Consider the following 14,434-nt stretch of genomic DNA (forward strand, 5'->3'; position numbering starts at 1 on the left):
AAATTAAAGGTAAACGAATTATTTCTTTGCCACAAAACACCAGATGGGATAATGATCCGAACTCTTTATTGTCTTGTCTACCGTACATTGATAAGATTCCAAATTCTTACTCAACAGGATATGATCGATACGAAAATAAAAATGGTTCTGATTATAAGATATCCCGAATCCGTTGCCCGACTGTACAAAAGCATCATTCAGCTCCTTCCCGATTACCCGGTGGGCATAAGATAAAGGAGAATCATTAAAATCACCGCAGACAATCACTCCTCCACCTTTAAAACCGGCAACCAATTTTGCTATGGAGTCAGCTTGCGAAGCGCGGATAGCCGAAGCCTCCGCCAGTTTGCCTATCAGCAAGCGAGAACCTTCCGACACTTTGGCCTTATCCGGGTCTTTTATCATCTCCCGATAGACAGCCTTGTCTTTCTCCGTCAACTTATTGGATTCCAGATGATTATTAACCACCAGCAAGGTGTCTCCCTTCACATTTATCGTATAGGCCACAGACCCATTGGTGCGGCTCTCATAGTCGACCGGATGCGCCGACAAGATAGGATAGCGTGAGTAACACCCCACCCCATTGACACCGGTCAGCTTATAGTAATGCTTATACGGATAGTCCCTCAAAGCATAATCCACATCCTTTTTAGTCAACCGATTGCTCAATATATATTCTTGCAGACAAATAATATCCGCATTACTGTTTCGCAGATATTCCAATACCGAATTAGGGTTATCCTTCAAGTTAGGATGTCCCTGTTCAAACGCCATCGTATTGTATGACAATATTTTAATGGCATCCTTAGGAGGTTCTTTTCCGAACAGATTGACAGGCATATAAGTGCGGATAGCGCCAAAGCAACAGAAAAAAGTCAGGAGAGACAGCAAGGCATACCTGCGGTATACCACCAGCCAAAAGAGAAAGAATAAAACATTCGCTATCAGAAAAGCCGGAAACGCAAGGCCGGCACACGACCACACAGGGTGCTCCACCGGATTGGTGTAAGAACTATACGCACAAATCAGCAATAATACCGCCATGCATATATTTATCCCCAATAATATCCAACCTAAAAGCCGACCGATATATTTCATATTCTATTTTTTACTTGCATCAAACAAGCTTTTCTTCTCATCCGACGTAAGACTGTCATAACCAGATTTCCTCAGTTTGTCCAATATGCGGTCTATCTCGTCACTATTCTGCTTCTTACGGGCATTATAGTCATAATCCTTCGCCTTATCGCCATAATGCACTTTCATTTTGGGCTTCTTCGGAGAACGACGTACCGTAAATCCGCCTGCCACCCAATCGATAAAACGGTTAATCCACGCCGTTGCATCATGTCCGCGAGTCAGCCCGGAGGCAAACCACCATCCGGCCAATGCCCCTCCCAAGTGTGCAATATGCCCGCCGGCATTGCCCGAGGTCATAAACAGCAAATCAGTCACCACCATAAACAGGGCCACATATTTCAACCGCACCGTTCCGATAAACATGAAATGTACCGGATAGTCAGGCTCACGGACAGCCGTTGCCACCACAATAGCCAATACAGAAGCCGAGGCCCCCAATAAATAAGAATAATAAAGTGAATCACTGAAATATGGAAAGACATTGTAAGCCAACATATAAAGCAAACCGCCACAAAACCCGCCTAAGATATACAAGCCGCGGAAATGCCTGGCCGAGAAGAAAGAAAGGAACAACTGTCCGAACCAATAGAGCCACAGCATATTAAACAGCAAGTGCAACACTCCGGCATGCATAAACATATAAGTAAACAGAGACCACGGCTGCCTGATAAACTGCACCGTCCATGCAGGCAACTCCAGATATTGCAGAATAAATGCACCGTTACGGTTAAACAGCATCCACAGAATTCCCAAAAGGGATGTCAATACAAACACCCCCACATTAATATATATAAACTGGATATATATATTACCCCGATTGAAACTGTTCTTTAAATCAGTAATAAAACTGCCCATTATTATTCTTTTTTCTCCAATACATTATTAATATAAAGCCAAATATCATTCCTCCCAAATGAGCGAAATGAGCAATGCCGTCAGCCGAGCTTCCGAAACCCAAGTAAATCTCCAACGCTGCATATCCCATCACAAAGTACTTCGCCTTGATAGGAAACGGAATGGGAAATACAAACATCTGACTATTGGGAAACAACATACCGAAAGCCAGCAAAATAGCATATACGGCTCCCGATGCCCCCACAGTAGTCATCAAATTGAGATATTCCGCCATCGGAATCACAGTAATTCCCGTATTGACCCCCTCATAATTGACCAATTCAGTGGCATACTGGATATATTGCACCCCCTCCTGCACCAGACCGGCACCGATACCGCACAATATATAATAGAACAGAAAACGTTTCGGCCCCCAAACCAGTTCAAGCGTACGCCCAAACATCCACACAGCAAACATGTTAAAAAATATGTGTTGAAAATTGGCATGCATAAACATATATGTAATCAACTGTGCAGGGTTAAAATCAGAAGCCAAAAAGAAATGCAGTCCCAGCAAGTCATTTAAGTTAATCCCATATTTTGTGGCCACCACACTTCCGAAAAAGCATAGCACGTTTATTATCAATATATTCTTTGTTACAACAGGTATACTATTCATATTCTTTTCTTCTATAATTCATTGATTGCTTGCAAATTTACAATTTTATTCTGTTATTCAGCAGAAAAACCCCATTCTCTTACGTTTTTTTGATTTTTGGCTTATCTTTTTTAGGCTATCTGTTTGATTTCTAATTTTGAAACTTTATATTTGTCCTTGATTTTGAAAATTCTTTTGTGTTACATTAATAATTAATCATTTTCATTATGAATAAGGCAGATCTTATCAGCGCAGTAGCCGCTGAATCAGGCTTGAGCAAAGCCGATGCAAAGAAAGCTGTTGAAGGAGTGGTTTCAGCAGTTTCAAACGCTCTGAAGAGTGGTGACAAAGTATCTTTAGTTGGTTTCGGTACTTTCTCTGTTGTAGAAAAAGCAGAAAGAATGGGTATCAACCCGGCGACCAAAGAGTCTATCACCATTAAAGCAAGAAAAGCAATCAAATTCAAGGCTGGTGCTGAATTATCGGAAGAAATCCAATAAATTGCTTATTTTAAACGTAAAGGACTTAAGAGAGGGGCGCCAGCAATAGCGCCCTTTTTCTTTAAACAACTGACAATCTATGAATATTACGAAAACAACCTTATTGAGATACCTCATTGGCACAGCTCTCTGTGCATTCTCAGCACAAACCATCAGTGCAGAAGGGAGTAAACTTCCTTATTGGAAAGATATCCAAACCGTAGCAGTAAACAAAGAAGCCCCCCGCACGGCTTTCATGTCATACGACAATCCGGACCGGGCACTGACCGGCAAATACGAAAATAGCCCTTATTATAAATTGCTAAACGGAAAATGGAACTTCTACTATGTAGATGCTTATAAAGATTTACCTGCCAACATCGAACAGCCCGGTGCCGGCATTGCATGGAAAGAAATCAATGTTCCCGGCAACTGGGAAGTACAAGGATATGGAACAGCCATCTATACCAATCAGCCATACGATTTCCAGCCCAGCAACCCGCAACCGCCGCATTTGCCCGAGGCCAATCCGGTAGGCGTCTATCAGCGCGACATCGAGATTCCCGCCGATTGGGACGGACGCGACATATATCTCCGTCTGGAAGGAGCTAAATCAGGCGTCTATGTATACCTCAACGGGAAAGAAGTCGGATATAGCGAAGACTCTAAGAATCCGGCAGAGTTTCTGATTAACAACTATTTGCAACCGGGCAAGAACTCATTGGTGGTGAAGTGTTTCCGTTACAGCACCGGTTCTTATCTGGAGTGCCAAGACTTTTGGCGTCTGAGCGGAATTGAAAGAGATGTATTCTTATTCTCACAGCCGAAGACTGCCGTTCAGGATTTCGAAGTAATCTCTACCCTTGACGATACTTACAAGAACGGTATCTTCAAACTGGACGTAAATGTGACTAACCATACCGCCGCCAACAAGAACGTAACCGTAGCTTACGAGTTGCTGGATGCCAATAAGAAAGTTGTCACCTCTGCCGAGACACCTTGCAGTGTCAGCGCAGACGGAAAAAACACCGTTACCTTCAATGCTGCATTAAATAATGTAAAGACTTGGACTTCCGAACAACCCAACCTTTATAAATTATTGATTTCTTTAAAAGAAGGCGGAAAAACAACAGAAGTTATTCCCTTCAATGTCGGCTTCCGTCGCTTTGAAATCAAACCGATTGACCAAATTGCAGGAAACGGCAAACCTTATATCTGCTTCTTTGTCAACGGTCAACCGTTAAAGATGAAGGGCGTGAACATTCACGAGCACAACGAAGCAACCGGCCACTATGTTCCCGAAGAACTGATGCGCAAAGACTTTGAGCTGATGAAGCAGAACAATATCAACACCGTCCGTCTGTGTCACTATCCGCAAGACCGCAAGTTCTATGAGCTCTGCGATGAATATGGCCTTTATGTATACGATGAAGCCAATATCGAAAGCCACGGCATGAAATACGACCTCCGCAAAGGCGGCACATTAGGCAACAACCCCGAATGGTTGAAACCCCACATGGACCGCACCATCAATATGTATGAACGCAATAAGAACTACCCATCTTTAACCTTCTGGTCATTGGGTAATGAAGCCGGAAACGGATATAATTTCTATCAGACTTACCTTTGGGTGAAAAACCGTGAAACCAAAGGCATGAACCGCCCTGTGAACTACGAACGCGCACAATGGGAGTGGAATACCGATATGTTCGTTCCTCAGTACCCCGGTGCAAGCTGGTTTGAATCGATAGGCAAAGAAGGCAGTGACCGTCCTATCATGCCATCCGAGTATGCACACGCCATGGGTAACTCCACCGGTGGCCTGTGGGCACAGTGGCAAGCCATCTATAAATATCCCAACCTGCAAGGCGGATATATTTGGGACTGGGTAGATCAGGGTATTTTGCAGAAAGATGAAAACGGACGTCCGTTCTGGGCATACGGCGGCGATTTCGGAAAAGACGCACCTAGCGACGGCAACTTCCTTTGCAACGGTATTGTCAACCCCGACCGTAATCCACACCCTGCCATGGCAGAAGTGAAATACGCTTATCAGAATGTAGGTTTCGAAATGACCGATGCGGCACAAGGCAAGTTCCTTATCACCAACCGTTTCTACTTCACCAACCTGAAGAAGTATATGATTGTATATGAGCTGAAAGCCAACAATAAGATTATAAGAAGCGGAAAAGTCTCGTTAGACATTGCTCCGCAGGCCTCCAAAGAATTCACGGTAAATGTAAACGGTTTGAAAGCCAAGAAAGATACCGAATATTTCGTCAATTTCCATGTCATTGCCGTCGAACCTGAAATCCTGATTCCGGCAGGTCACGAAATTGCACGTGACCAATTCCAATTGCCTATCGAGCCTTTGAAAGACGAGTTCATGGCAGGCAAGGGAATGAAAGCAGTGAAAAACGGAGACGAAATGGTAGTTTCGGGCAACGGAATGCAATTTGTCCTGAACGAAAAGAGTGGCATCGTTACCTCTTATAAAGTAAACGGCACCGAATATTTCAAAGACGGCTTTGGCATTCAGCCCAACTTCTGGCGTGCACCGAATGACAATGATTACGGTAACGGCGAGCCCAAGCGCACCCATGTGTGGAAACAGTCAAGCAAGGACTTCAAGGTGGCCCATACTTCATTTGCCGACAACACTCTGAGTGTCACTTACGCATTGCCTGCCGGCAACCAATACATTGTAAATTACACCTTTGGCAAGAACGGCAGCCTACATGTAGGTTGTGACTTCAAGGCAGCAGACATCAAAGCAGAAGTACCTCGTATCGGTGTACGTTTCCGTCTGCCGGCAGAAATGAACCAAGTTACCTACTTCGGTCGTGGCCCTGAAGAAAACTACATCGACCGCAAGGCAGGAACCATCGTCGACCTCTATAAGACAACAGCCGATGCTATGTATTACCCTTACGTCCGTCCGCAAGAAAACGGTCACCACCTCGATACCCGTTGGGTGTCATTGAGCAAAAAGAACGGTAAAGGATTACGCATCACATCCGACAAGACATTCGGTTTCAATGCATTGCGCAACTCAGTAGAAGATTTTGACTCGGAAGAAACCACTAATTGTCCGCGCCAATGGAACAATTTCTCAGCCGAAGAAATAGCCAATCGCAGCGAAGCTAAAGCAAAAGATGTTCTCCGCCGCCAAACTCATATCAATGACATTACTCCGCGTGATTTCGTAGAAGTATGCGTAGACATGCAGCAACAAGGCGTAGGCGGTTATGACAGCTGGGGAGCATGGCCCGAAAAATGGGCTTTGATTAACCCGAACCAGGCTTACAGCTGGGGCTTCACTATCACCCCGATGAAATAATCTTTTAAACTCTGCCATGGGATATTGGAAAGAACCCCATGGCAGGGTTTTAGATATTCCCCTTTCATTAAAGTTCCCATATCAGCCGGATTATTTCTTCACACGTATATACGCATCGGGCTACACGTACGTACGCATAAGCCTATGCATATATGTCATTTGATTAACGCAACCTTCAGCTAATAACAATCTGCCGGTCATTCAGGATGTCACTACATCTTGCGGTTGCACCAAGGGGAGTTACAACAAGGAACCATTTTAATAAGATGATAACCGTGTATTGAAATACAAAGGCATCCCCGCTTCGGTTAATGATAGCAGGGAATGCCAAATAAATAAAGTTTAATTTAGAGAAACCCTTCCTTCCCTTGGGTTTCTCCTTAAAGAAAGGAGGATTAGTCCGATGCAAAGTTAATGGAAATAATCAGAATCTGCAAGTAATGTATTTGCTTTTTCTGCGGTGGAGTTCTTTCCGACAAAAGATGAAAACAAAATTAATAAATCATCGAAAAATAGAAAAGAGATGAAAAAGAATATTTTGAANCAAAATTAATAAATCATCGAAAAATAGAAAAGAGATGAAAAAGAATATTTTGAAAACAACACTGGTTGCTGCATTTGCTTTGCTGGCAGGATATAATGTGTATAACTCTCAGAAGGCTGAGGGAATGTCGGAATTGGCTTTGGCTAATGTGGAAGCATTAGCTGATGGAAAAGATGAGGGATGCCATGATACAAATGGCTATACTGCATTTATGGGAAAATCAGGTGGAGCATATGATTGTTGCTCTGTTTGGGTTGCTAAAGCACCTAACACCAGCGAAGGGAATTGCCACTAATTGATAAGACATTAATGGGAAAATAAAACAGAATGAGAAAATATACTATTTGGCTATTATTTTCAGTAATTGTTTTGGGATGCACAAAACAAAAGCAGCATGAAGATTTTTTCAACAAAGAAAGAACCTTCACAGAATTTCAAGAAATGGAGATATCCGATTCAATAGAAATAGCAGAAACATTTGATATACTATCTTGGAAAATTAATGCAAACAACCTATGTTTTGTGACCTATGGCGTGACAAATAATTTCCTATCAGTTTACTCTTACCCCTCTTGTAGAAAGCTATATGGTTATGGAAAAATAGGTCAAGGTCCCAATGAATTTATAACTTTAAATTGTGGGGATGCTATAGCAAAAGATATACTATTATATGATATTATGGGGCATAAGTTGGTACAAGTTACACCTGAACATGATTCTATACGTGTAGTCAAAACACTGCCATTATATAATGATGGAAAAGGGCTATGTAAACCTTTTACCTTCATCAGTCAGATTGCGGATGACAAATATTTGATGAAAGTGGATGAAAGTAATTTTTCCTACTGGGATATTGTTGATTTGGCACAAGGTGAAATTTTAGATTCATATAAAAATCTTATTCGAAAAGAAAAATCATCATATACCCCTTTTGATTTTATACAAAACATATCAGACTCTACTTTAATAATAGCTTATAAGTATATAGACAGAATAGAAATATATTCAATTACAGATAACAAAATAAAGCCCCGGTTTGCTTTAGGAAATAAAAATAATCAGTCTGATATAAAAGACTATAATAATCTGATGCAATATTACCTTTCTGTCGCTACCTACTCAGGGTTAATTTTATGTTTGAAATCCAGTGATGGAACTGAAACAGGTGATATCATTGAAACTTATGATTTCAACGGTTCCCCGAAAGAGACATATTTTTTAAAGAAAAAGGTCAGTTCCATAAATGTAGATGCAGACGGACATATTGTTGGTTATGTCTCTGCAATAGACAAGACTATCTTATATAGATTCATAAAAAAAGACAAATAGAATAAGATTAGTCCGATGCAAACCTAATGGAAACAATCAAAATCTGCAAGTCATGTATTTGCTTTTTCTGCGGTGGAGTTCTTTCCGACAAAAGATGAAAATAAGATTAATGAATCATCGAAGAATAAAACGAAGATGAAAAAGAATATTTTGAAAACAACATTGGTTGCGACATTTGCTCTGCTGGCAGGGTATAATGTGTATAACTCTCAGAAGTCGGATGTGATGTCTGAGTTGGCTTTGGCTAATGTGGAAGCATTAGCTGATGACAATGAAATTGAGAATTATCATGGATTTTCCCTTTATGATAAGCCAATGGCTGTAAAGTTTGTGAACGCCATAATGATGGTATTTGTAATGTCCACGACCTGGTTCTCTGTTAATTAATATTTAATTGTTTATTTATGAATTCTGCATTTTAATATATTGAGTTCATAAATAAGCAATATTCTAACACTGACAAATTATGAAAAATACGTATATACTATGTCTATTAATGGCTTTTTTAGTATCATGCAAAAACAAAGGCGTCCAAGAACAAGCTCCTAATGCTACAGTTATCTCAATAGATGTTAGCCGTGAAGATGTTTTAAACATGTCTACTTTTGTAGATTCCATTGAATTAGTTCCTCTAGAAACCAAAGATGATAATCTTATTGGTAGGATTCCACGTATTATTGCTACTAAAGATTGCTATTATCTTCTTTCCGCAAGCGGATGGCATTCCAAAAAGCTTTTTATGTTTGATAAGAGAGGACACTTTATCAGGCAGATAAGTAAAGAAGGAGAAGGGCCTGGAGAATATATAGATTTACGTGATTTCACAATAATTGGAGATTCCATTATAAAAATGGCAGAAGTGTATAATATAATGAACTTTGATATGGAAGGGAACTTTTTGTTTGAAAAGGAGCAAAAGGCTACTGCAATGGAAATGGTTCATTTAAAAGGAAAAACTATAACTTATAATCCAGGGTCACAACAGCGTGGTAATTTACTATTGACATTACTTGATAATGCCGATAATTATGTTACGGATTTTTTTAAAGTATCTTCTTTAGAATCTCAAATTAGTGATTGTTTTAGTCGCGGAGAAGCATTCACTTCCGATGAAAAATATATATATTTTAATCATCCGCTCAGTAATATCATATATCAAGTTGACATAGATACACAAAAATACACGCCTCACTATATAATAGATTATAAAGATAAGAGTCTTTCTTGGGATATATTCCCAGAAAATGGAGACGTTAATATTTGGGGAAAATTGTTGAGGGAAGACGATAAGGTTTTAGCTATAGATGAAATATTAGACATGAATAATTATTTTGTTATTAATGCCGTAGATGGAAAATATCATAGCTATTTTTCTATATATTCAAAGAGAACAGGTAAAGTCTTAACCGGACGGCAAATCAAAGATGATTTATTTTTGAAAGGTAACCTAGTCAATTTAAAGCCCATGAAAACTCCCCATTACAAAGACGGGGACTATTTGTTATGGGTAATCAGTCCGCAAACGCTATTAAACGGATTCAACTCTTATAGAGAACTTTTGGGAGAAAAGAAATGGGACTTGTTTTGCAAAAAATATCCACATTTAGTCGAGGTATGCAGTCAATTGGATGAAGAGTCTAATCCTGTGTTGGCGAGAATTAAAATAAAAGATTTCTAAAGACGTAAATATCATGTTTCATGAAATTGATAAAAGCTAAAGATATAATTATTATTTTAGTTCTCTCTCTTGTCTTTTTATATTATGGNTTGGATGAAGAGTCTAATCCTGTGTTGGCGAGAATTAAAATAAAAGATTTCTAAAGACGTAAATATCATGTTTCATGAAATTGATAAAAGCTAAAGATATAATTATTATTTTAGTTCTCTCTCTTGTCTTTTTATATTATGGGAAACAGCGAAATCATCAAGAAAATTCCAATATAGAGAGACAACAAAGACTATTAGAACAGCGTGTTGACAATCTGCGGATACTATCAAAACTACAACATTATGGTGAAGGGAAGAGTATAAGAGACATCTATCTATATACTTTAAATAAAGATAGTGTATTATTCAGTAGGCTAATAGGAAATGAAAATAAATTAGGATTTCAAGATATTTAAAAATGAACATAAAATAGAAGTTCCAGTATATCGTATTAAAACTAATCTTGGTCTGTACCCGGAATATAATGATTATGCTTTAGCTTTTCTTATTTCCGAAAGAATGATTATTGATAATCTTATGATAATAGATTATAGCAACAGAAATTATATAGATGATTACCTGGCTATTTTAGAATCAAAAATATAGTATGATTCATAAAAANNNAAAAATTAGGCAAAACCACATGCGGAACCGGGAGGTTATCAACGACAAAAACTGGAACAGGATGCAAAGATAGTAATGGAAAAAGAGCCGAAAATACAATCCACTGCAATAAAACAGATGAGAGAGGGAATAAAGAAGCTGGTTATCAAGGAATAAAATATTCTTTTACTATATTTGCATTCTCATGCACATTAGAGGTAAAGCTATTTCTATATAATCTTACTTTTTAACAAATAGTCGACAAAGAGTATGCATATATGGAAATAATCAGAATCTGCAAGTAATGTATTTGCTTTTTCTGCGGTGGAGTTCTTTCCGACAAAAGATGAAAATAAGATTAATGAATCATCGAAGAATAAAACGAAGATGAAGAAGAATATTTTGAAAGCAACATTGGTTGCGACATTTGCTCTGCTGGCAGGGTATAATGTGTATAACTCTCAGAAATCGGATGTGATGTCTGAGTTGGCTTTGGCTAATGTGGAAGCATTGGCTAGCGGTGAAATTGATGTGAACACCTCTTATGGATATGGCCTAAGAGATTGTAATGATTCAGATGGGAATCTTACGGGCAAGCGTTGCGAACTGACGCATCCTTATGATACTTGCAATAATAAATTAACATGGGGAAACTGCCGCTAATTATGTATAGATGTATATTCATGTTCCTTTTGTTGTGCACAAGTTGTGTAGAACAAAAGGATACTACTTTAATCAAAATAGATTTGATGGCAACAGATAGTGATACCCTGTATTATTCCTCGTTTGTTGACTCCTTGAGTTATATACCATTGGAAACAAAAGATGATTGTTTAATAAGGGAGATAACGGATGCTATCCTGACCAATCAATACATCTTCATTTTAGACACCCCACAACAGTCCGTCTGGATATATAGCACAAAAGGGAAATTCATACGCTCACTTCATCATCAGGGTAACGGTCCCGGAGAATATATAAACCTGATACAGTTTGAATATGATGCCGACAACAGGGAACTGTTATTATTGGACGGCTGGAATAAATCCATCCTGCGATATTCCCCTGATGGTAAATTCATTGATAAAACAGTACTTGATATATATCCCTCAGATTTCAAGAAGACCGCTGATGGATATCTATTATCAATGTTGGGAGCCCCGGACAGCATTGGAGGAGTCTATTCTTATTCTTCACAGAATCATAAGTCGACGCAATTAATAAAACGAACCTACAATTTGCCATGCAATTTTAATTGGGAATTAATGGGTTATGACAATGAGATAACTTTCATGGCACCTCCTTTTGATAATATAGTTTACAGTTATGATAAGAAAGGAGCATTAAGACAACAAATACCTTTTAAAATCTATCCACTTCCTACACAATCCTATACAGAAGATGTTTCCACCCAACATTTGCCCGATTTCATTCGGACAAATTATATAGAAAGTTCCCATTGGTTGTACGCAACATATTGGCGTGCGGAATCAGGTTTAAGAGTGTTTTTATACAATAAACAAAATGGAGATTTTCAAATAGGGAAACGTTTGGTGAATGATATTGACAGAGTTAAATATACCTATATGACTTCGTCCTGCAATCACAACCGATTTGTCTTTGGATACAGGAAAGAGAATACGGATGACAATCCGATATTACAGATATTACATCTTAAGAATTAGATATGTCATTGTGTCAGCCACCGTTTCTTCGCTTGGTATTATTTCAAGGCAAAGAGGCCAGAAACTTATATAAAGGGCTACCCATCGCTTAAATAAGATGTTGTATTGCAATACAAAAAACATCCCCGCTTCGGTTAATGATAGCAGGGAATGCAAAATAAATAAAGTTTAATTTAGAGAAACCCTTCCTTCCCTTGGGTTTCTCCTTAAAGAAAGGAGGATTAGTCCGATGCAAACTTAATGGAAACAATCAGAATCTGCAAGTCATGTATTTGCTTTTTCTGCTGTGGAGTTCTTTCCGACAAAAGATGAAAACAACTTTTATTAATCATCGAAACATAGAAAAGAGATGAAAAAGAATATTTTGAAAGCAACACTGGTTGCTGCATTTGCTTTGCTGGCAGGGTATAATGTGTACAACTCTCAGAAGTCGGATATGATGTCTGAGTTGGTTTTAGCTAATGTGGAAGCATTGGCTGATGACAATGAAATTGAGAATTATCATGGATTTGCTCTTAAATCATATGCAAATGGATGTAAGATTTGCCAACGCGAAGACGGTGGCATTTGCAACGTCCATAATCAGGTTCCCTGCTAATTAATATTTAATTGCTTATTTATATGGTTTTATCTTATAAGATTAATAAATAAGCAATTATATCACATAATAGAAATATGAAAAAAATATATATTATATGTTTAGTGATGGTTTTCCTCATGTCTTGTAAGAATGAAAACAATCATGCATCTCACTCTAATGCGACTACTATTACCATAGTGACAGAATCTGAAGATGTTTTAAACATGTCTACTTTTGTAGATTCCATTGAATTAGTTCCTCTAGAAACCAAAGATGATAATCTTATTGGCTGGATTCCACGTATCATTGCTACTAAAGACTACTATTATCTTCTTTCCGCAAGTGGATGGAATTCTAAGAAGCTTTTTATATTTGATAAAAAAGGTCACTTTATCAGACAAATAAGTAAAGAAGGAGAAGGACCAGGGGAATATATAGAGTTACGTGATTTCACAATAGTTGGGGACTCTATCATAAAAATAGCAGAAGTCTATAACATGATGAATTTCGATATAGAAGGAAATCTGTTATCCGAACGAAAGCAAAGAGACACTTCTGATAAAATAGTTTATTTAAAAGGGAAAAGCATTACCTACAATATTGGAGCTCGTAACCGTAATAATTTGCTGCTAACATTACATGACAGTGAAGACCGCTATATAAAAGACTTTTTAGAGGTTTCACCATTAGAAGCTCGAATTAACGATTGCTTTGGTCGTGGAGAAGCATTCGCGTTTGATGAAAATTATATTTATTTCAATCATCCATTTAGCAATATAATTTACCGGATTGACATATCCACACAAGAATATCTCCCATTCTATCAAATAAATTTCAAAGATAAGAACCTTTCTTGGAAAATGTTTGCTGAAGATGGAGATGTTAATAGCTGGGCAAATATGTTAGAAAAGAGTGAGTGTTTTCTAGCAATAGATGAGATATTAGACATGAATAATTATTTTGTTATTAATGCTGTAGATGAAAAATATCATAGCTGTTTCTCTATATACTCAAAGAGAACAGGTAAAATCTTAACCGGACGGCAAATCAAAGATGATTTATTTTTGAAAGGTAACCTAGTCAATTTAAAGCCTATGAAAACTCCCCATTACAAAGACGGGGACTATTTGTTATGGGTAATCAGTCCGCAAACGCTATTAAACGGATTCAACTCTTATAGAGAACTTTTGGGAGAAAAGAAATGGGACTTGTTTTGCAAGAAATATCCACATTTAGTCGAAGTATGCAGTCAATTGGATGAGGAGTCTAATCCTGCGTTGGCGAGAATTAAAATAAAAGATTTCTAAAGACGTAAATATCATGTATCATGAAATTGATAAAAGCTAAAGATATAATTATTATTTTAGTTCTCTCTCTTGTCTTTTTATATTATGGAAAACAGCGAAATCATCAAGAAAATTCCAATATAGAGAGACAACAAAGACTATTAGAACAGCGTGTTGACAATCTGCGGATACTATCAAAACTACAACATTATGGTGAAGGGAAGAGTATAAGAGACATCTATCTATATA

15 protein-coding genes are annotated in these 14,434 nt (G+C 38.2%); 12 read left to right on the forward strand and 3 right to left on the reverse strand.

The annotated features are described in order from the left end of the window. Positions 1 to 18: 18 nt before the first annotated feature. The 3 genes from IR173_RS16220 to IR173_RS16230 are packed head-to-tail and all read right to left on the reverse strand — an operon-like array spanning position 19 to position 2,653. On the reverse strand, positions 19 to 1,098 hold the full coding sequence (locus IR173_RS16220) for an endonuclease/exonuclease/phosphatase family protein (RefSeq protein WP_237040557.1): 1,080 nt from the start codon (positions 1,096 to 1,098) through the stop codon (positions 19 to 21). A gap of 3 nt (positions 1,099 to 1,101) precedes the next feature. After that, positions 1,102 to 1,995: a rhomboid family protein gene (locus IR173_RS16225; RefSeq protein WP_237040558.1), complete on the reverse strand. Its 894-nt coding sequence runs from the start codon at positions 1,993 to 1,995 to the stop codon at positions 1,102 to 1,104. Then, positions 1,976 to 2,653 (reverse strand): rhomboid family intramembrane serine protease, encoded by a 678-nt coding sequence (locus tag IR173_RS16230; protein ID WP_237040559.1) that lies wholly within the window; start codon positions 2,651 to 2,653, stop codon positions 1,976 to 1,978. Before IR173_RS16230 ends, IR173_RS16225 begins: the two co-directional genes overlap by 20 nt. A gap of 206 nt (positions 2,654 to 2,859) precedes the next feature. Here IR173_RS16230 and IR173_RS16235 point away from each other — a divergent pair, with 206 nt between their 5' ends. The 12 genes from IR173_RS16235 to IR173_RS16295 all read left to right on the forward strand — a co-directional run. After that, positions 2,860 to 3,132, forward strand: a complete 273-nt coding sequence (locus IR173_RS16235) for an HU family DNA-binding protein (RefSeq protein WP_237040560.1) — start codon at positions 2,860 to 2,862, stop codon at positions 3,130 to 3,132. Positions 3,133 to 3,211: 79 nt separating this feature from the next. Beyond that, positions 3,212 to 6,451 carry a glycoside hydrolase family 2 TIM barrel-domain containing protein gene (locus tag IR173_RS16240; RefSeq protein WP_237040561.1) on the forward strand — a complete coding sequence of 1,080 codons (3,240 nt, stop codon included), beginning with the start codon at positions 3,212 to 3,214 and terminating at the stop codon, positions 6,449 to 6,451. Between the two features lie 578 nt (positions 6,452 to 7,029). Next, positions 7,030 to 7,290 (forward strand): NVEALA domain-containing protein, encoded by a 261-nt coding sequence (locus IR173_RS16250; RefSeq protein ID WP_237040562.1) that lies wholly within the window; start codon positions 7,030 to 7,032, stop codon positions 7,288 to 7,290. Between the two features lie 32 nt (positions 7,291 to 7,322). Then, positions 7,323 to 8,324 carry a TolB-like 6-bladed beta-propeller domain-containing protein gene (locus IR173_RS16255; RefSeq protein ID WP_237040563.1) on the forward strand — a complete coding sequence of 334 codons (1,002 nt, stop codon included), beginning with the start codon at positions 7,323 to 7,325 and terminating at the stop codon, positions 8,322 to 8,324. 135 nt (positions 8,325 to 8,459) lie between these two features. Beyond that, complete coding sequence (locus IR173_RS16260; protein ID WP_237040564.1) at positions 8,460 to 8,711, forward strand: NVEALA domain-containing protein; 252 nt, start codon at positions 8,460 to 8,462, stop codon at positions 8,709 to 8,711. A 109-nt stretch (positions 8,712 to 8,820) separates the two neighbouring features. After that, entirely contained in the window at positions 8,821 to 10,002 is a 1,182-nt protein-coding gene (locus IR173_RS16265) for a 6-bladed beta-propeller (protein WP_237040565.1), read from the forward strand. 163 nt (positions 10,003 to 10,165) lie between these two features. After that, entirely contained in the window at positions 10,166 to 10,447 is a 282-nt protein-coding gene (locus tag IR173_RS16270; RefSeq protein WP_237040566.1) for a hypothetical protein, read from the forward strand. 574 nt (positions 10,448 to 11,021) lie between these two features. Beyond that, positions 11,022 to 11,297: an NVEALA domain-containing protein gene (locus IR173_RS16275; RefSeq protein ID WP_237040567.1), complete on the forward strand. Its 276-nt coding sequence runs from the start codon at positions 11,022 to 11,024 to the stop codon at positions 11,295 to 11,297. Positions 11,298 to 11,383: 86 nt separating this feature from the next. Then, positions 11,384 to 12,319, forward strand: coding sequence for a 6-bladed beta-propeller (locus IR173_RS16280; RefSeq protein WP_237040568.1), 936 nt, complete (start codon positions 11,384 to 11,386; stop codon positions 12,317 to 12,319). Positions 12,320 to 12,668: 349 nt separating this feature from the next. Then, the gene (locus IR173_RS16285) at positions 12,669 to 12,917 is read left to right on the forward strand and encodes an NVEALA domain-containing protein (protein ID WP_237040569.1); all 249 of its coding nucleotides are present in this window, start codon (positions 12,669 to 12,671) and stop codon (positions 12,915 to 12,917) included. A 77-nt stretch (positions 12,918 to 12,994) separates the two neighbouring features. Then, a complete protein-coding gene (locus IR173_RS16290) occupies positions 12,995 to 14,206 on the forward strand; it encodes a 6-bladed beta-propeller (protein ID WP_237040570.1) in 1,212 nt (403 codons plus the stop codon). A gap of 20 nt (positions 14,207 to 14,226) precedes the next feature. After that, positions 14,227 to 14,434, forward strand: a 208-nt coding sequence (locus IR173_RS16295) for a hypothetical protein (RefSeq protein ID WP_237040571.1), incomplete at its 3' end; no start/stop codon positions are given.

The sequence above is a fragment of the Phocaeicola faecalis genome, assembly GCF_021730445.1.
GTDB lineage: Bacteria > Bacteroidota > Bacteroidia > Bacteroidales > Bacteroidaceae > Phocaeicola > Phocaeicola faecalis.

Coding starts and splice junctions, on each gene's coding strand:
- IR173_RS16220 (WP_237040557.1), bottom strand. CDS start 1,098: ATGAAATATATCGGTCGGCTTTTAGGTTGGATATTATTGGGGATAAAT.
- IR173_RS16225 (WP_237040558.1), bottom strand. CDS start 1,995: ATGGGCAGTTTTATTACTGATTTAAAGAACAGTTTCAATCGGGGTAAT.
- IR173_RS16230 (WP_237040559.1), bottom strand. CDS start 2,653: ATGAATAGTATACCTGTTGTAACAAAGAATATATTGATAATAAACGTG.
- IR173_RS16235 (WP_237040560.1), top strand. CDS start 2,860: ATGAATAAGGCAGATCTTATCAGCGCAGTAGCCGCTGAATCAGGCTTG.
- IR173_RS16240 (WP_237040561.1), top strand. CDS start 3,212: ATGAATATTACGAAAACAACCTTATTGAGATACCTCATTGGCACAGCT.
- IR173_RS16250 (WP_237040562.1), top strand. CDS start 7,030: ATGAAAAAGAATATTTTGAAAACAACACTGGTTGCTGCATTTGCTTTG.
- IR173_RS16255 (WP_237040563.1), top strand. CDS start 7,323: ATGAGAAAATATACTATTTGGCTATTATTTTCAGTAATTGTTTTGGGA.
- IR173_RS16260 (WP_237040564.1), top strand. CDS start 8,460: ATGAAAAAGAATATTTTGAAAACAACATTGGTTGCGACATTTGCTCTG.
- IR173_RS16265 (WP_237040565.1), top strand. CDS start 8,821: ATGGCTTTTTTAGTATCATGCAAAAACAAAGGCGTCCAAGAACAAGCT.
- IR173_RS16270 (WP_237040566.1), top strand. CDS start 10,166: ATGAAATTGATAAAAGCTAAAGATATAATTATTATTTTAGTTCTCTCT.
- IR173_RS16275 (WP_237040567.1), top strand. CDS start 11,022: ATGAAGAAGAATATTTTGAAAGCAACATTGGTTGCGACATTTGCTCTG.
- IR173_RS16280 (WP_237040568.1), top strand. CDS start 11,384: ATGGCAACAGATAGTGATACCCTGTATTATTCCTCGTTTGTTGACTCC.
- IR173_RS16285 (WP_237040569.1), top strand. CDS start 12,669: ATGAAAAAGAATATTTTGAAAGCAACACTGGTTGCTGCATTTGCTTTG.
- IR173_RS16290 (WP_237040570.1), top strand. CDS start 12,995: ATGAAAAAAATATATATTATATGTTTAGTGATGGTTTTCCTCATGTCT.